The organism is Streptacidiphilus jiangxiensis (assembly GCF_900109465.1).
Lineage (GTDB): Bacteria > Actinomycetota > Actinomycetes > Streptomycetales > Streptomycetaceae > Streptacidiphilus > Streptacidiphilus jiangxiensis.
On the sequence record NZ_FOAZ01000020.1, the window covers coordinates 88,351 to 105,030 of the forward strand.

The following is a 16,680-nucleotide window of genomic DNA, read 5'->3' on the forward strand; positions in this document are numbered from 1 at the left end:
CTGAGCCCCGCGTTGCGGGCCGTCCCGGCCCGGCCAAGCATGGGGGCATGACGAGCGGGGCCACCGGAGCCGTGCCGGACGTGATCAGTGAGGCGCTGGCGGACCTCCGCGACCGCCTGGCAGCCGACCAGGCAGGGGAGGTCGCGCGCTACATCCCACCCCTGGCGCTGGCGGACCCCGCGGCCTTCGGTCTCGCCCTGGTCAGTCGCGAAGGACACTGCTACCGCGCTGGTGAGTCCGACGTCCGCTTCACGATCCAGTCCGTCTCGAAGCCGTTCGTCTTTGCCCTGGCCCTGACCGACCTCGGTCTGGAGGAGACGACCCGCTGGGTGGGCGCGGAGCCGAGCGGCGAGGCCTTCAACGCCATCAGCCTGGAACCGGGCACCGGTCGTCCGGCCAATCCGATGATCAATGCGGGTGCGATCGCCACCACCGGCCTGATCCGGGCGGCGGACAACGAGGAGCGCTTCGACCGCATCCTGGACGTCCTCGGCCGCTTCGCCGGCCGTTCCCTCGACGTCGACGAGACGGTCCACCGGGCCGAGGCGGCCACCGGTGACCGCAACCGCGCCCTGGCCCACCTGCTGCGCGCCTCGGGGCGGTTGCGGCTGGATCCGGCCGAGGCGGCCGACGTCTACTTCCGCCAGTGCTCCGTGCTGGTGGACACCGTCGACCTGGCGGTCATGGCCGCGACCCTGGCCGACGGCGGGCGCAACCCGGTCACCGGCGAGCAGGTGGTCCCGGAACCCGTTGCCGTCCAGGTGCTCTCGGTCATGGCGACCTGCGGGATGTACGACGCGTCGGGCGACTGGATGCTGCGTGTGGGCCTGCCCGCCAAGAGCGGGGTGTCGGGCGGGCTGCTCGCGGTCAGCCCCGGGCGGTTCGGCGTCGCGTGCTACAGCCCGCCGCTGGACGCGGTGGGCAGCCCCGTGCGCGCGGTGGCCGCCCTGCGTGAGCTGTCGGCGCGATTCGGCCTCCATCTGCTGCACAATCCCGCTCCGAGCGCGCCTCCGGTCACCGTGGTTCGGCGAGATCCTCGAACGGGTGGTCCTGTCGTGACGGCGCAGGGGTCCCTGGACTTCACCGCCGCCGAACGGCTGGTCCACACCCTGTGGCACTGCCTGCCGGCCGGAGGTGCGGAGCCGATCGTGCTCGACCTGGAACGGGTCTCCACGGTCGACGGCGCGGCCGTGGCCGTGGTGTCCGCGACCCTGGAACGGATCGAGGCCGCGGGGCGTCCGATCCGTCTGGTCGGCCGCGCCGGCCGAGCCTTCGGGCGACGGGACTCGGAATCGAAGTGGTCGTAGATGGCTGCCCTGCCCGCCGTCCGTCCCGGCCGGCGTCCACACGATGCGTCGGTGCAGGCATCTCGTCGCTCTGCGGTCGCGCACATGCGTACCAGTACCTAACGTGAGCAAGCCGGTACGGTCCGGCATCGAGAGGAGAAAGCGATGATCACAGCGCGCGACATCATGCACGCCGGGGCCCAGTGCATCGACGCCGACGAGAGCGTCCGTGCGGCCGCCATGATGATGCGGTCCAAGGGCGTCGGAGCCCTGCCGATCTGCGGCCCCGACCAGAAGCTCAAGGGCATGATCACGGACCGCGACATCGTGATGGACTGTCTGGCCGCAGGCAAGGACCCTGACCGGATGAAGGCGATCGAGCTGTCCGGCCACGTCCACTGCGTGCGGGCTGACGACGATCTGGACGTCGTGCTGCTCAAGATGGAACAGCACCAGGTGCGCCGAATGCCCGTGATCGACAACGAGCGACTGGTCGGCATCATCACGGAGAAGGACCTGGCCATGGGGCACAAGATGGCCAAGGGCGTGACCGATCAGCAGATCATCGACTTCATGGACAGCATGTTCGTCAAGCACTGACGAGCTGACCGCTCGGACGTACGGGCCAGGAGCCAACGTCCTGGCCCGCACTCATCGCCCGCGCAGTGTCGCCTTCGTCCCATGCCGGCGCGGTCGGCCCGGCTTCGGGCGGAAAAAGGGTTCGCTGCCCGGGCCGTCCAGCCCGTGCGGGCGAGGACCGATCGACGTCCTCGCCGCGGGGATCGGTGACAACAGGGCGGCGCGCACGTGCCGCAATGCGGTGCGCCGGATCGTGGCTGGGGGATCATGGTGGTCATGGATGAGCGTGAGGCCGTCGGGTGCTCCGCGACGCACCGCCCGCGACGCAGCCGGTCCTCTCGCGGAAGGGCGAGCCAGGTGATCGGGTGGGACCGGTGAACCGGGCACAGGAGCCGGCCGAGGGGCTGACCCTGGAGGCCTTGTTCAGTCAGTCGCCGCAGGGGCTGCACATCTTCGATGCCGGACTGCGGCTGGTGCGGATCAATCCGGCGACGGCGGCCATGCGGGGGCGTGACGCCCGAGAACTGGTCGGTCTCCCTCTGCGGGAGGTCTTCGCGCTGGAGGATCCCGATTCGGTGGAGGCTCTGGCGCGTTCGGTGCTCGAGGACGGGCGGCCCGTACTGGAACGGCGTGTGAGGGCGTTCCTCGACCCGCCCACGGCGGCGGTGCGCACGTATTCGGTGTCGCTGTTCCGGCTGCGGTCCCCGGCGGGGGCGGTCCTCGGGCTGGCAGCGACCGTAGTGGACGTGACGGAACTGGTGGTCGCCGAGGCGGGCTCACAGGCCCTGGACGCGGTACGCGCACGGGTCGGTGTTTCACTGGACGCGGTCGAGATCTGCCGTGAACTGGCCGAGGTCCTGACAGGCGGGATGGCCGACGCGGTGGTCGTGGAGATCGTCGACGCGCTGATGACCGGCGACGACCCTCCACTGCTCCCGCTACCGCCGTTCGTGGCCTTGCACGGCGCGGCCGTGCAACGTCGCGGCGCCGACACCGGAAGCGGGCCGTTCGGGTCCTCGCACCCGCCGGACGCGACATCGCCCGTCGGCCTCGCGCTGGCGCAGGGCAGGCCGGTCACGGTCACCCTGGCGGGCGAACCGGCCTGGCTGCACGCCAGTGCGGACCACGCCGCCGCGGTGCGCGGGGAAGTGCCGGCGACCGTGCTGGTGGTGCCGTTCCTGCTGCGGGGCACGCTGCTCGGCCTGGCGAGCCTTTACCGGTTCGAGGGGTCGCCGTCCTTCACCCAGGAGGACACCGTGCTGGCCGCGACGGTGGCCGACTACGTGGCGCTGTGCCTGGACAACTCACGCCGCTACACCCGCGAGCACGCGGTCGCCGCCACGGTGCAGCGCAGGTTCCTGCCCCAGGCACCGCAGGCCGCCGTCGGTCTGGAGACCGCGCAGGGCCACCTGGCGACACCTTCGGCCAGCGGCGGCTGGTACGACGTCATCCCACTGTCCAGCGCCCGTACCGCGCTCGTCATCGGCGAGGTCGACGGCTCCGGGATCCACACGTCCGCCACCATGGGCCAGCTGCGCACCGCGCTGCGCTGCCTGGCCTCGCTCGACCTGCAACCGGACGAGCTGCTGGCCCGCCTGGACGAGACCACCCGGCAACTGGCAGCGGAACGTCGCGCGCTTCCCGCCGCCGACCCGCTGCGGGAGCAGGCGCTGACGGCGAACTGCCTCTACGCGGTGTACGACCCGGTCTCCGGGACCCTCACCGCGGCCCGCGCCGGCCACCCAGGCCTGGTCCTGGTCTCCCGGGACGGAACCCTCGCCGAGGTCGACCTCCCGGACGGGCCGACCCTCGGGACCTCCGAGACCGCTCCCTTCGCCGCGACCAGGATGCCCGTCCCCGACGGCACCGTGCTGGCACTCACCACACCGGCACTCTTCGCCTCCCTCGGCCCGCAGGCCCTGCACGCCCACCTCGTCGCCGCCGGCGGCCGCCCCCTGCGCGAGCAGTGCGACCAGACCCTGCACGCCTCGGCCGACGCCCGGCACGCAGGGGCGGTGATGCTGCTCCTCGGCCGGGCCATCGGACTGGATCTCGACGCCTCCGCGGACTGGAACCTGGAGCCCGACGAGCGAGCCCCTGCGCAGGCGCGGTCGCTGGTGCGGACGCAGCTGGGACGCTGGGGACTGTCGGAGGAGGCTGTGTACGCGACCGAGCTCGTGGTGAGCGAGCTGGTGACCAACGTCGTCCGCTACGGCGAACCGCCGTGCCGTCTGCGCCTGATCCACGCCGACCGTCTGAGCGTCGAGGTCAGCGACGGCGAGGCCTCCAGCCCTCATCTGCGCCACGCCCGAACCACCGACGAGGGCGGCCGCGGGCTCTACATCGTGTCGCAACTCGCGGACCGGTGGGGCGTCCGGTTCGCCGCCCAGGGAAAGACGGTCTGGGTCGAACAACACGTCGCCGTCGGCACCGATCCGCCCTGACGGTGGATCAGCACCACCAGCCTGGTCCACCAGTGGCGGGCTCGTCGGCCGCGTGCCGTGCGGAAAGGACGTGTGGGTGGCTCCTCGTGCTGCCGCCTTTGCCGGGTCCGTTCGCGCTCGGGATGCGCGGGGCCGGCCCGACGGCGCCCGCAGGCAGCCGGAGGACGTCGTGTCACTGCCCGTGCCACGTCCAGGCCCGTTCACTCGTGATCGACGGGCGCTGGTTTGCACACAGTCGTAGCGTGACCGTATGGCCACCGCAGCAGCCGGCAGTCCCTCCTTCACGGGCGCGATCACGTTCGGCCTCGTCGGCCGGCCTGTGGCCCGGTACTCGGTGATCGGGAGCGAACACGGGCCAGGGCTCCACGCGTGCCACCGCGAAGACGCCGGGCGGATCCGCCAGAGTAAGGACTGCGGAGCCGAGAACCGCGAACTTCGCCAAGGTGAGACGGCCCGCGGCCGGGAACGCGGCGGCCTGACGGTGGTCCTCACCGTTGAGGACACGGAGCAGTCGGCGTCCGAGAAGCGGCCGCCACGACGAGCATCATGAGCACTCACCGCGTCATCGTCCACGGAACGGAAGCGGGAACCGCGAACGGACCCGGCCGGCCCGTCAACGTCGACGGCCAGGACATCGGAGTCGCCGTCGACCTCGACGATCTGCTGCTGCTCCTCGAGGAACATGACGTCTACGACCTCGACACCGTCGAGTGGCGCGGCGGCGGACCCGACGAATGGGGGAGCGCATGAAGCTCCTGTTCACCCTCACCCACGACGGCCCCCAGGACTGGACGCTCGCCCTGTACCGCGAGGACACCGACGAGCTGCTCTTCGCCCTGACCGGCTTCGCAGCGAGGCGGAGGCACGACACGCCGCACAGAGCCTGCGCGCGGCCGTGCACGTCGCGGCCGTTGTCCACGCAGAGGCCAAGGCCGCCGCGTAGCCGCGCGTGAAGCAGCCCCGCCGGCCGGACGGGCGTGGCCAAGGCGGGCCGGATCCCGCCGGTCGGGAGCCGTCCGGCTGTTCCATCGGGGACACTCCGACGGAACAGCCCGGGGATCGTGGCGGGACTGGGTCACGCAGGGTTCGGCGTCGGTGTGGCGTGGGTGCCCGTCAGTCGAGAGTGGCGAGGGCGGCCAGGATGGCGGCGGGTTCGGTGCGGGTGGCGTAGTTGGGGTGGACGTCGATCCAGCGAAGGACGCCGGTGGCGTCGACGACGGCGACGGTCGGCATCGGCAGCCCGGGGGTGCGGTCGGCGTTGACGGTGGTGAGGTCCAGTCCGAGGGTGGCCTGGGCCTGGCGTACGGACTCGGTGGGGGCGGTGAGGATGCCCAACGCGCGGGCGATCTGGTTGCCGGGGTCGGACAGCACCGTGAAGGTCAGTTCCTTGGTCTGCTGCATGGTCAGGGAGCCGTCGGGCGTCTGCGGGCTGATCGCGACCAGGGCGACGCCGCGCGCGTCGAGGGCGGGCTGCAGTTGCTCCTGGTAGGCGCGCAGGGCGATGTTGCAGTAGGGGCACCAGGTTCCGCGGTAGAACACGACCACGGCCGGTCGGCCGTCTCGGGCCGCGGTGAGGGTGGTGGGTTCGCCGTGAACGTCGAGCAGGTCGCCGTCGGGCATCACGGACCCGACCGGGGCGACGCCTGCGGGGACCCCGGCAGCGTCGAGCTGCTGCTGCTCGTCGCTGAAGGCGGCCAGGACGTCGGCGGGCAGCCGGCCGGCGGACTGGTGGTGCATGGCGTCGATCTGCGCGGCGACGGTGGAGCCGGTGGTGGTCATGAGCAGGGGTGTCCTTGTGTGAGTGATAGACAGCGGGTCTGCGGGACAGCGGGTCTGCGGGACAGTGGGCTGTGTGGTGCAACGGGGTCTCGTGGGGCTGGCCTGGAAGCCTTCGTACGCGCCTGTGTGGCTGCCCAGGCCGACCCGGGAGGGGGAGTTCAGATGGCGGCGCGACCGCCGTCGACGGGTAGCACGACGCCCTGGACGAAGGCCGCCTGGTTGCCGACGAGGTAGGCGATGGCCTCGGCGATCTCGCTCGGGTCGGCGACGCGTCCCGCAGGGGCCTGGGAGGCGATCTGGTCCAGGGCTTCGCCCATGGGCGCGGTGCCCTCGGTGCGGACGGGGCCCGGGGAGACGGCGTTGACGCGCACGCCGTGCGGGCCGAACTCCGCGGCCCAGGCCTTGGTGAGCAGGGACACGGCGGCCTTGCTGGAGCCGTACAGGGCCATGCCGGGCCGGCCGAAGCCGGCCACCATGGTCGTCAGGCTCACGATGGCGCCCTCGCCGCGTTCGGCCATGGCCGGGGCCAGGGCGGCGACCAGGAAGAACGGAGCCTTGACGTTGACGGCGTAGGTGGCGTCGAAGTCCTGCTCGGTGACGGCGTCGGTGGGCCCGAAGGCGCCGATGCCGGCGTTGTTGACCAGGATGTCGATCCGGCCGGCTGTTTCGACGGCGCGGCGGGCCAGGTCGCGTGCCGATTCGGCGTCACGCAGGTCGGCGGGCAGGAAGTCCGCCTGGCCGCCGTCGGCGAGGATGGCGGCCACCGTCTTCGCGCCGCGCTCCGCGTCGCGGCCCGAGACCAGGATGTGGGCGCCGCGGGCCGCGAGGGCCCGGGCGGTGGCGCGGCCGATGCCGCTGGTCGATCCGGTCACCAGGGCGATCTTGCCGGTGAGTTCCATGGCAACCCTCCACTGGACGTGCGTCCCCGGGGTTCTGCTGAGCCCCGGAGTGGCTTGCCCGATCCACTATTCGCCCATAAAAATGGATTGTCCAATCCAAAAACGGCGTTATGCTGGATCCATGACCACGCGCACCGAACCCAGACCCGCGAAGCTGACCCGCAAGGGTGAGCAGACCCGGATGCGCATCGTGACCGCAGCCGCGCAGCTGATGTTCGACAACGGCGTCGCAGGCACCACGATGGAGGACGTCAAAGAGGCAGCGCAGGCCAGCAGCTCGCAGCTGTACCACTACTTCGCTGACAAGCAGGCCCTGGTCCTGGCCGTGATCGCCTACCAGGACGAGACGGTCGTCGGCGGCCAGGAACCCATGCTGGCCCGGCTGGACAGCATCGAGGGCCTGCGGGCCTGGTGCGGCTTCCTCGTCCAGCACCAGCGTGACCTGGAATGCCGCGGCGGCTGCCCGATCGGATCACTGGGCGGCGAGCTGGCCGAGACCGATCCGAAGGCCCGCGTCGCCGTCTCGGGCGCGTTCCAGCGATGGGAGTCCGGCATCCGCGGCGGCCTGCACGCCATGCACGAACGCGGCGAACTGGCCGCCGACCCCGAAGACCTCGCCCTCACCATCCTCGCCGCCCTCCAGGGCGGACTCCTGCTCACCCAGATCCACCGCGACGTCCGCCCGCTGGAAGTCACCCTGAAGGCCATGATCGACCACGTTGCCGCCCACACGGCGCAACCGTAGGCCGGGCCAAGAGCGGTCACCTCGTACTCAGCTACCGCCCTGACCTGCTCCGTGGATCTCCCACCTCCGCCCCGGTGCCCGATCTCGGCCGGCGACGTGGAGCGCAACCGACAGGGCGGTTGCGCTCCACCACAGCGTCAACGACCTGCGATGATCTCGGCGGCACGCTCGGCGATGGCGAGCACCGTGGCGTTCGTGTTGGCGGCGACGATCGAGGGCATGACCGACGCGTCGGCGACCCGCAGGCCCTCGATACCGTGGACCTTCAACTCGGGGTCGACGACCGCATCGCCGCCGGTGCCCATGGCGCAGCTTCCCACGAGGTGGAAGTACGAGCCGGTCGCCAGCTTCACGTAGTCCCGCAGTTCCGCGTCGCGCACGGCGCTGGATCCGGGAGTCAGTTCGCTGATCCGCCACCGGCTGAGCGCCTCCGCCTCGCCCATGGACCGGGCCATCCGCAGCGCCTTGACCATCAGGTCGAGGTCGCGTGGGTCGGAGTAGTACCCGAGGTCGATGAGCGGGGCGGTGTCAACCGTCGGGCCGGCCAGGCCGACGCGACCGCGACTGCGGGGCCGTTGCAGCGAGAACAGGACCGAGTAGCCGTCGAGCCGTTCGGGCCGCCAGTCCGAGCTGCCCCAGGGCTCGACGGTGCTCCCGGGGCTGCGGTGCGGCATCGGGAAGTGCAGGAACACGAACTGGAGATCCGGGTCGGCATCCGGGGTGCTGCGCAGCATCGTGTGTGCCATGTCGGGGAGGCCGTCGGGGATGATCGGCTCCGGCGTCGTGTACGTCACCTGGGCGAAGGGGTGGTCCTGGAGGTTCCTGCCGACACCGGGCAGGTCGTGGACCACGTCGACGCCCACCTGCCGCAGGTGTTCGGCGGGCCCCACCCCGGAGACCATGAGCAGCTGGGGTGAGCCGATCGCCCCGGCCGAGAGCACGACGTCACGGGCCGCTCGGACCTGGTGCGTCCGGCCCTCGACGACGTACTCGACCCCCACGCAGCGTCGGCCCTCGAAGAGAAGCCGCTGCACGACGGCGGAGACGGCGATGTCGAGGTTCGGCCGTCCGGTGACCGGAGCGAGATAGGCGTCGGCGGCGCTCTGCCGGGCGAAGTTCACGATGTTCAGCTCGAGATGGGCGATCCCTTCGGCCTGTTCGCCGTTGCCGTCCGCGGTGGCCGGGCTCCCGGCCTCGACCGCGGCCTGGTAGCAGGCGTGGTGGAAGGATCCGGGTTTCGCCGTCGGGGCCGGGGCGACCACCATCGGCCCGTCCGTGCCGCGCCACCGCGGGTCCTTGCCCGCGGCGCTCTCGCTGCGCTTGAGGTACGGCAGTAGCTGGTCGAAGCCCCAGCCGACAGCCCCCGCCTGCTCCCACGCGTCGTAGCTGGACCGGTGTGCGCGCACGTGCACCATCGAGTTGATGCCGCTGCTGCCGCCGATGATCCGGCCCCGCGGCACCGGGATGGTCACCCCGTCCAGCCCGGGAATCGGCACGCTGCGAAAGGCCCAGTCCACCGACGAACCCCACATGGCGACGTAGTCCAACGGGTCGCTGGGCACCTCGTCCTCGCCGGCTTCGAGGAGCAGGACCCTGTTCGCCGGGTCCTGCGACAGACGGGCCGCGATCACGCAGCCTGCGGTCCCGCCCCCGACGACCACGTAGTCGAATTCGCTCATGAGTTCACATGCCCTTCGGTTCGTTCTCGTTGCGTCGGCGGTAGGACTCGGCGTACGCCCGGGAGCGGAAGGCGAGCACGGGATCGTCGGAGAGCTCGATGCCGGCGGTGAGGTGCCCCGGATCGAACCGCTGCGCGCTCCAGTACTCCTGGTCGTCGACGGGCCCGGTCAGCTCCAACTGCCCTACGGCGACGTCGCTGCGCTCGGCCGGCCAGGCGACGGTGGGGTTGTCGGTCGGGTCGCCCGGCTCGCCGCGCTGAACGTGGAGCGTGAAGGCGACCGGCCCTCGGCGCAGCCGTTCGTGCAGTTCCCCGCTCAGGTAGTCGTCCGCGCAGGTGGCTGCCTCCTCAGGGGTGAGGTTCATCCGTCCCGCCGCAGGCTGCCAGCGGTAGCGCACCGGGCGTCGGCCTCCGGCAGCGTCGACCCAGATGAACGCGTGGATCGCCCAGTACGCGGCGGTGCCGTAGCTGGCCGGCACCGGCGGCTGTTGCGTGATCGGCCCGGCAAGGTGCGGGTGCGCCGCGACGTACTCCTGCACCCTGGACGGGTCAGGATGCCCGCTCTCGGCATTCGGCCGCAGGGCCTCGGTCAGCCCGAAGAACTCCAGCGGCGTGGACGCCACGAACAGCGGCACGGTGATCCCGAGCAGATCGGTGTGCGTGCCGTCGGGCAGGTGGAAACGTGCCGCCATGCCGCGGGTCACCGGCGCGGAGTCCGGAACGTGAGGGTTGCCCTCCGAGCTCGAGAACCGCACGGTGACCGGGACCGGTCGGCGCTGGAGATGGGCGGCGACGGTCAGCTGCGCAGCGGCGCCGGTGGGAGTGAACACGCCGCTGAAGCACGCGCCCCGAGCCGAGGAGCGCCGATGCCCCGGATACACCGCTCCGGCCATGCGTTCCATGCTGTCGACCATCTGCGCCGGGGTCGGTGGATCGAGGGGAGTGTTCGCCGTGTTGTGAGTCATGATCCGACGATCGAGGCTGCCGCTTTCCGCCCGCCTTCCCGGCGCTTTCCCCCGGCCTTTCCGCCTGCCTTTCCGCTGCCTTTCCGTCTGCTTCCGGAGGCCGTCGCGGATGCGACAATGTGCGGCATGCGCGTCCGTCTGCTCGGCCCCCTCGACGTGGTGGGTGATGCCGGAGCGGTGCGTCTGCCCGGCGCGGTGCCCCGCGCCATCGTCGCGCGGCTGCTCCTGGCGCGCGGCGACGTGGTGCGGCGCGACGACCTCGTGGACGACATCTGGGAACAACGCAGCGCCAAGGATCCCGTCAACGCGCTCCAAGTTCAGCTGGCCAAGCTCCGTGCGGTCTTCGCCGCGGGCGGTGAGCACGACCGGCTGCTGTTCCGCCACGGCGGTTACCAGCTCGTCCTGCGCGCGCAGGACAGCCTCGACGTCACGCAGTTCGAATCCGGCATCCGCGAAGGCAGAGGCCGGCTGGACGCAGGCGACCACCGCAACGCCGAGCTGATGCTGCGCCAGGCTCTGGAACTTTGGCGCGGCCCGGCCTTCGCCGACACAGCGGGCGCGGTGTTCGACCGTGAACGGTCCCGCCTGGACGGTTTGCGGCTGGCTGCACTGGAGGACGCCGCCTTGGCGGCGCTGGAGCTCGGCCGGGCCGACAGTGCGGTCCAAGAACTGCAGACACTGGTCTCCCAGACCCCACTGCGTGAGCGGTCACGGGCCCGGCTGATGCTCGCGCTCTGCCGCGGCGGACGACACGCCGAAGCGCTGGAGGTCTTCGAAAGCGGGCGCCGGCTGCTGCGCGACGAGCTCGGCGCCGACCCCTCGCCGGACCTGCGCGACCTGCACGCCGCGATCCTTCGTCAGGATGAGGCCCTGTATGCGCTCCGCACGGCGGACGCGGACGTCCACTCACCCCTCACCCGCTCACCCCTCACCACTGTCGCGGAGACCGCCGAAGCCGAGGGAGCTGCCGGAACTGCGGGGGGAAACGTGCGCCGGCCGCTGGGCTCGTTCGTCGGCCGCGGCGCCGACCTGGATGCCCTGCGGACACTCCTTGATCGGGAGCGGCTGGTGAGCGTCCTGGGTCCGGGCGGCGTCGGCAAGACGCGGCTGGCACTGGAGGCATGTGCACTGCTTCGCCCGGAGTACGAAGCGGTGTGGTGGGTGGACCTGGCAGCGGTCGGCGAAGACGCCGTCCCGGCTGCGATCGCGGCGGCGCTGGGACTGTCCGATGCCGCCGCGCGTCCAGGTCAACGGTCCCACGGCCACCTCTTCAGGCTCACCTCGTTTCTGACCGGGAAGCGGGTCCTGCTCGCGCTGGACAACTGCGAGCACCTGCTGGACGGCGTAGCCGCAGTCGTCGCGACGCTGTTGACCACATGTCCGGCGCTGACGGTCCTGGCCACCACCCGGTCGCCCCTGGGCATGGTCGGCGAAGCGCTTTACCCGCTGGACCCCTTGCCCGACAAGGAAGCCGCGGAACTGTTCAGCGCGCGCGCCGCCCTGGTCGATCCGTCCTTCACCGCGGACGAAGGCACCATGCGCGACATCCGCGGCCTGTGCCGGCGTCTGGACGGTCTGCCCCTGGCGGTGGAGCTCGCCGCAGCCCACGTCCGGCTGCTGTCCGTCCGGGAGATCGAGGCGCGACTGGACGACCGTTTCGCCCTGCTGGCCAAGGGCGACCGCGCCGCGCCGCCTCGCCACCGCACCCTGCGTGCCGTGCTCGACTGGAGCTACGCACTCCTTGACGAACCGGAGCAACGGCTACTGATGCACCTGGCGTTGAACGTCAGCGGCAGCACCCTGGCCGATGCGGAGGGCGTCGCGGCATCACCATCGGTGGGCGCGGCACACGCGCCGCTGACAGCCGTCGGACGGCTCGTCGACGCCTCGCTCCTGGTGCCGGTGAGGACACCTTTCGGCCGCCGGGTCCGCATGCTGGAGACGGTGCGCGAATACGCCCTCGCGCGCCTGCGGGAATCGGGCTTCGCACCACAGGCCGAACGGCGCTTCATGGACTGGGCCGCCGACTACGCCCGTGCGGCCTGTGCCGGGATCGCCTCCGGCGACCAGGGCTGGTGGGCCGGGCGGATCACCGAGGAGTTCGCCAACCTCAGGGCGGCCTCGGAGCTCATGGCCCTCCGCTCCCGTGCCGACGACGCGCTCCTGACGGAGGCGCGGCTGGGGTACTACTGGTTCGTCAGCGGCCGTGAGGAAGAAGGCATCGAGCCGCTCCGCCGGAGTCTGCAGGCCTATGACGCCCAGTCGCGGCCGGCCACCACGGCGCCCCGGGACCAGGACGAGGAATGGGCCCTCTTCTCCGCCGTAGCCTGGCTGGTGTGGCTCTGCCACGAGACCGGTCGGCACGCCGAGGCCGCCGAGTTCATCCGACGTCACGAAGAAGTCTGGCGCGCCGCGACCAGCCCGATGCTCAAGGCCCTGGGTCGCTGCTACGTACCCCTCTACGGGATGATGAGCGGAAGAGGCGATCTGAGTCAGCAGTTCGCAGCCGCGGATCAGGCGCTGAAAGGCACGGACCTGCACTGGGAACGGGTCGTCCTGCAGACCAAGTGGTCCACCCACTGCCTCCACCAGGGAGACGGCGAGGCCGCCCGCCATCACGCGTCGGCCGCCATCGAGGCGTCACAGGATGCCGGCGACGGGTTCGCGCGAGCCTGGTCCCTCACCCTTGCCGGTGACGCGGACGAGAGCTGCGGCCTGCACCGCAGCGCACGCCGGCACTGGACCGAGGCCGCTTCCACCTTCCACTCGATCGGCGCCCGCACGCGATGGGCATACGTCCTGCTCCGCATCGCCTACCTCGACGTCGCCGAAGACCATCGGACCGCCGCCGAGGAGCGACTGGCGGACGTACAGCGCCTCGCAGACGACCTGAGTTCGGACGACCTCCGCGCCGGGGCGGCCAACCTGCGTGCCGTGCTGGCACTCCGCGAGAGCCGCCGTGACGACGCCCGCACCGGATTCCGCCGCGTCTGGAAGACGACCACGGCGCCCCTCGACCGTCGAGCCGTCGCCGCACTCGGACTGGCCGCCCTCGCTTCGACAGCCGAGACACAGCGACACCTCGACCAAGCACAAGACCTGCAAACGCGTCTCCTCGAACCCCTCGGGCGCCGAGCAGTCGCTACCCTCCTGCAGCGCCCACATGACCAGCTCGCCACCGCACTTCTCGACGGTCCCTCCGTGTGGGCGGCCTTCTGCTGAACCGTCCTGAACTCAGCCTCGTGCGCGTCATGCGGCACATCCCGCTCCCGGCGTCGTCACGGCTCGCCCCGGACACGGTCGCCGCCGCCCTCCAAGCCCTCGCCGCACCCTCCCGGCTGCTTGCCGTCGACCCCGCGCACGCCACCTCTGCCCACGTCCCAGCAGGTCCACGGCCCGCGCCTCGACCGCCCGACGCCTGGCAACAACTGTCCGCCGGCCCCGGAGCCAAGCGTGAGCGTTTTTACGCCTGGGCGGCCGCCCGCCTCCCGGTTGTGTGGGACTTGACGGCGACCAGCCGGTCCGCCGGCGCTTGGTGCTCGCCCGCCGCAGCCTGACCAAGCCCGACGAGACCGCCTCCTACCTCGCCTGTGCACCCCGTCTGCAGACCTCCCGAGCTGCTCCGGCCGGGGCATTCTCCATGTCCGGAGATGTCCTCCAGGTGGTCCAGCCCCCAACCCCGGACCACCTGGTCCGAGCCCTTGCGAGCCGAAGCCCCATCGCGGCTCGCCGGTGAGGCGGTGTTCGAATGTCAGCATTCTGTGACGTATCGTCACTTAAGGTACGCCGACACTGACCCCTCGATCCGGTGACGGCACCGGAGTTTCTGCGATCGCAGCACTCAAGGTCCTCGCCACGACGCCGGCAGTCGGGAACACGCGCCCACGAGGACCCTCCACCCCCGCAACGCCGCACCTGGAGGCCCTCAGCATGCCCGTTCTCTCTCGCCGCCTCAGTCTGTCCCTCGCGACCACTCTGGCCACGGCGTCCGCCCTGGCCATGTCCGCTCCCAGCGCCCCGGCGGCGGGCAACTCGGCCACACGCCACGCCGACGCCTGGCACGCAGTCTTCGCCCAGACCAACAGCCTGTCGGGCAACCAGATCGTCGCCTACGCCAGCGACGCGCAGGGGCGGCTCACCCAGGCGGGCACCTACGACACCCACGGCCTCGGCGGTCGGCTGACGGGATCCGTCGCCGACCACCTGGCCTCCCAGGGCTCGCTGACCTACGACCGCGAACACAGGCTCCTCTACGCGGTGAACGCCGGCAGCAACACCGTCTCGGTCTTCGCCGTCGACGGTGACCGACTGAGGCTGCGCCAGGTCGTCGACTCCGGTGGCCGTTTCCCCGTCAGCGTCGCCGTCCACGACCACCTCGTCTACGTCCTCAACGCTCTCGATGGCGGCTCCATCCAGGGCTACACCGTGGACGGCGACCATCTGACCAAGCAGGACCGCTGGCACCGCTGCCTCGGTCTCGACCCGAACGCCACCCCGCAGTTCACCAACACCCCCGGCCAGGTCGGCTTCGCCCGCGGTGGTTCTCAACTGGTCGTGACCACCAAGGCCAACGGCAACAACCTCGACGTGTTCGCCATCGACGACTCCGGTGCCCCGTCCGACTCCCCGGTCGTCACCAACCTCCCTGGCGCAGTCCCCTTCGGCTTCGTCCCCAACGACCGCCGCGGCGTCTTCCTCACCGAGGCCGGCCCCAACGCCCTGACGACCATCGACATCCACCGCGACGGAACGGCTCAGCAGACGGCCTTCGCCGCGACAGGCCAGTCGGCCACCTGCTGGGTGGTCGCCATCGGCGACCTGCTCTACACCTCCAACGCTGGCAGCAGCAGCATCAGTGGCTTCCGTGCCTCGGACCGCGGCCGCCACCTCACTGCCCTGGGCTACGCCAGTACCGACCCGGGCACCATCGACGCGACGGCCTCGCCCAACGGGCGCTTCGTCTACGTCCAGACCGGAGTCAACGGCATCATCGACGAGTTCGCCGTCAACCCTGACGGAACCCTGACCCAGTTCGACTCCGTGAACATTCCGGGCGGCGCCGGCAGCGAGGGCATCGCCGCCACCTGAACCCGTGCCCGACGTGCTGGTGGGCGGGACCGCCCACCAGCACGTCGCGCCGTTCGCGTCGACGCGGGGAGTGTCTGATCCTTGGCTCTGCTTCTCAACCGGGATCGTGAGCTCGTCGAACTGCACCGAGCACACGATGGTGTGTGGCTGAGGCTTCCGGGCCGGCCACGCTCGCCTCAGCCACTCGTCGCGCAGGCCGCGTTCGGCGTCCGTGGGCAGCGGCAGTCCCGGGGATGAATCCGTTGGGGCGTGAAGCTGATCAGTGCTGGTCGGGCGAGGCTCTCGAGCGTCGCCGAGGAGGTCCTGCTCACCCTGCGCGACCGCAGTTCGCAGGCGGGCGGTCACCGAGCTCCTGGAGGAGCTGCCCGCACTGCGTCCCCTGGCGTCCGGGGGACTTACGGCCGGGGCGGCAGCGTGGTGAACGCGGTGCAGCTGGCCGCGGTGACCGGACCGGGGTTGACCGTGCAGACAGTCTCGGCGACGACGTTGGAAGGATTGAGCACCGTGACGTGCAGATCGTTGCCCTGCACCGACGTCTGGACGTCGGTCACGTTGCCGGGATAGTTGGCCAGGCCCGAGATGTTCACCCACACGCCCGGATTGCGGCTGTCCAGGAGGTAGGTGAGACCACTGCCGGGAGCCTTCGCCCACAGCTCGGTCTCGCCCTCAAACACCGCGCTGATGTCGGGGCTGGCCGGGCCCGTGGCGCCGGTCGGGCCTACGGTCCCCTGAGGCCCGGTTTTGCCGGTGGGGCCTGCCGGGCCCTGGGGCCCTGCACTGCCGGTCGGTCCTGCGGGGCCCTGAGGGCCGATCGGCCCCTGGAGTCCCTGCGGCCCCTGTGGCCCCTGCTCCCCGCAGCAGTCGCAGTCGCACGACGGATCGTTGTGCTGCACGGGTTGCGCGAGCCGTGCGAGCTGCGGGTGCGACGTCTGGGCGACCGCCGGCGACGCGAGCGCGACGCCGCCACAGGCGACCCCTGCCAGTACCGTCAGGGCGCAGACGGCCCGGGTCTGCCGAAATGCGTTGCGCTCGGAAGACTTCTCATAGCCCCTGGGCATGATGCGGCCTTACCTCTCCACGCTAAGTGTGAATGTATGAAGAACGTGCCGTTCCGGCGATCACGCTCCCCGGTCCCAGCCTTCGATGAAACTCGGCCGGGAATGTCTCACTCGGTCGGCTGACAGACCCTCAGTGATTTCATCCGTCCGCACCCGCAC

13 protein-coding genes and 1 pseudogene are annotated in these 16,680 nt (G+C 71.1%); 9 read left to right on the top strand and 5 right to left on the bottom strand.

Annotated features, from left to right (window positions below):
• The first annotated feature begins 47 nt into the window (after nucleotides 1–47).
• The 5 genes from glsA (at nucleotide 48) to BMY61_RS31885 (ending at nucleotide 5,059) form a co-directional block, all read left to right on the top strand.
• Complete coding sequence (gene glsA / locus BMY61_RS31870; RefSeq protein WP_082014969.1) at nucleotides 48–1,307, top strand: glutaminase A; 1,260 nt, start codon at nucleotides 48–50, stop codon at nucleotides 1,305–1,307.
• A gap of 144 nt (nucleotides 1,308–1,451) precedes the next feature.
• Nucleotides 1,452–1,886 (top strand): CBS domain-containing protein, encoded by a 435-nt coding sequence (locus BMY61_RS31875; RefSeq protein ID WP_042446734.1) that lies wholly within the window; start codon nucleotides 1,452–1,454, stop codon nucleotides 1,884–1,886.
• A 353-nt stretch (nucleotides 1,887–2,239) separates the two neighbouring features.
• Nucleotides 2,240–4,309 (top strand): SpoIIE family protein phosphatase, encoded by a 2,070-nt coding sequence (locus BMY61_RS31880; RefSeq protein ID WP_052438634.1) that lies wholly within the window; start codon nucleotides 2,240–2,242, stop codon nucleotides 4,307–4,309.
• Nucleotides 4,310–4,559: 250 nt separating this feature from the next.
• Complete coding sequence (locus BMY61_RS48865) at nucleotides 4,560–4,859, top strand: Ku protein (RefSeq protein WP_369405951.1); 300 nt, start codon at nucleotides 4,560–4,562, stop codon at nucleotides 4,857–4,859.
• Entirely contained in the window at nucleotides 4,856–5,059 is a 204-nt protein-coding gene (locus BMY61_RS31885) for a hypothetical protein (protein WP_042446728.1), read from the top strand. Before BMY61_RS48865 ends, BMY61_RS31885 begins: the two co-directional genes overlap by 4 nt.
• A gap of 363 nt (nucleotides 5,060–5,422) precedes the next feature.
• Here BMY61_RS31885 and BMY61_RS31895 read toward each other — a convergent pair whose 3' ends face one another.
• Complete coding sequence (locus tag BMY61_RS31895) at nucleotides 5,423–6,088, bottom strand: peroxiredoxin-like family protein (RefSeq protein WP_042446723.1); 666 nt, start codon at nucleotides 6,086–6,088, stop codon at nucleotides 5,423–5,425.
• A gap of 158 nt (nucleotides 6,089–6,246) precedes the next feature.
• The gene (locus BMY61_RS31900) at nucleotides 6,247–6,987 is read right to left on the bottom strand and encodes an SDR family NAD(P)-dependent oxidoreductase (RefSeq protein ID WP_075004140.1); all 741 of its coding nucleotides are present in this window, start codon (nucleotides 6,985–6,987) and stop codon (nucleotides 6,247–6,249) included.
• A 121-nt stretch (nucleotides 6,988–7,108) separates the two neighbouring features.
• Between BMY61_RS31900 and BMY61_RS31905 the strand changes: the two genes are divergently transcribed.
• The gene (locus tag BMY61_RS31905; protein ID WP_042446721.1) at nucleotides 7,109–7,732 is read left to right on the top strand and encodes a TetR/AcrR family transcriptional regulator; all 624 of its coding nucleotides are present in this window, start codon (nucleotides 7,109–7,111) and stop codon (nucleotides 7,730–7,732) included.
• A gap of 137 nt (nucleotides 7,733–7,869) precedes the next feature.
• On the opposite strand, the gene BMY61_RS31910 is transcribed toward BMY61_RS31905, so the two are convergent.
• Nucleotides 7,870–9,411, bottom strand: a complete 1,542-nt coding sequence (locus tag BMY61_RS31910; RefSeq protein ID WP_042446718.1) for a GMC family oxidoreductase — start codon at nucleotides 9,409–9,411, stop codon at nucleotides 7,870–7,872.
• A 4-nt stretch (nucleotides 9,412–9,415) separates the two neighbouring features.
• Complete coding sequence (locus BMY61_RS31915) at nucleotides 9,416–10,375, bottom strand: catalase (protein ID WP_042446716.1); 960 nt, start codon at nucleotides 10,373–10,375, stop codon at nucleotides 9,416–9,418.
• Between BMY61_RS31915 and BMY61_RS31920 the strand changes: the two genes are divergently transcribed.
• The 3 genes and pseudogenes from BMY61_RS31920 (at nucleotide 10,277) to BMY61_RS31925 (ending at nucleotide 15,463) form a co-directional block, all read left to right on the top strand.
• Nucleotides 10,277–13,597, top strand: coding sequence for an AfsR/SARP family transcriptional regulator (locus tag BMY61_RS31920; protein WP_161791243.1), 3,321 nt, complete (start codon nucleotides 10,277–10,279; stop codon nucleotides 13,595–13,597). The genes BMY61_RS31915 and BMY61_RS31920 overlap by 99 nt on opposite strands.
• Nucleotides 13,598–13,744: 147 nt before the next feature.
• Nucleotides 13,745–13,973: pseudogene (locus BMY61_RS48870) on the top strand (IS701 family transposase); the annotation flags it as partial.
• A 332-nt stretch (nucleotides 13,974–14,305) separates the two neighbouring features.
• Nucleotides 14,306–15,463 (top strand): lactonase family protein, encoded by a 1,158-nt coding sequence (locus BMY61_RS31925; protein WP_042446713.1) that lies wholly within the window; start codon nucleotides 14,306–14,308, stop codon nucleotides 15,461–15,463.
• A gap of 395 nt (nucleotides 15,464–15,858) precedes the next feature.
• Here the strand turns inward: BMY61_RS31925 and BMY61_RS48495 are convergent, their stop codons facing one another.
• On the bottom strand, nucleotides 15,859–16,521 hold the full coding sequence (locus BMY61_RS48495) for a collagen-like protein (protein WP_075004141.1): 663 nt from the start codon (nucleotides 16,519–16,521) through the stop codon (nucleotides 15,859–15,861).
• Nucleotides 16,522–16,680 lie beyond the last annotated feature (159 nt).

Bases quoted from the DNA above. Each gene is read 5' to 3' on its own strand.
- glsA (WP_082014969.1), top strand. From the start codon at position 48: ATGACGAGCGGGGCCACCGGAGCCGTGCCGGACGTGATCAGTGAGGCG.
- BMY61_RS31875 (WP_042446734.1), top strand. From the start codon at position 1,452: ATGATCACAGCGCGCGACATCATGCACGCCGGGGCCCAGTGCATCGAC.
- BMY61_RS48865 (WP_369405951.1), top strand. From the start codon at position 4,560: ATGGCCACCGCAGCAGCCGGCAGTCCCTCCTTCACGGGCGCGATCACG.
- BMY61_RS31885 (WP_042446728.1), top strand. From the start codon at position 4,856: ATGAGCACTCACCGCGTCATCGTCCACGGAACGGAAGCGGGAACCGCG.
- BMY61_RS31895 (WP_042446723.1), bottom strand. From the start codon at position 6,088: ATGACCACCACCGGCTCCACCGTCGCCGCGCAGATCGACGCCATGCAC.
- BMY61_RS31900 (WP_075004140.1), bottom strand. From the start codon at position 6,987: ATGGAACTCACCGGCAAGATCGCCCTGGTGACCGGATCGACCAGCGGC.
- BMY61_RS31905 (WP_042446721.1), top strand. From the start codon at position 7,109: ATGACCACGCGCACCGAACCCAGACCCGCGAAGCTGACCCGCAAGGGT.
- BMY61_RS31910 (WP_042446718.1), bottom strand. From the start codon at position 9,411: ATGAGCGAATTCGACTACGTGGTCGTCGGGGGCGGGACCGCAGGCTGC.
- BMY61_RS31920 (WP_161791243.1), top strand. From the start codon at position 10,277: ATGCCCCGGATACACCGCTCCGGCCATGCGTTCCATGCTGTCGACCAT.
- BMY61_RS31915 (WP_042446716.1), bottom strand. From the start codon at position 10,375: ATGACTCACAACACGGCGAACACTCCCCTCGATCCACCGACCCCGGCG.
- BMY61_RS31925 (WP_042446713.1), top strand. From the start codon at position 14,306: ATGCCCGTTCTCTCTCGCCGCCTCAGTCTGTCCCTCGCGACCACTCTG.
- BMY61_RS48495 (WP_075004141.1), bottom strand. From the start codon at position 16,521: ATGCCCAGGGGCTATGAGAAGTCTTCCGAGCGCAACGCATTTCGGCAG.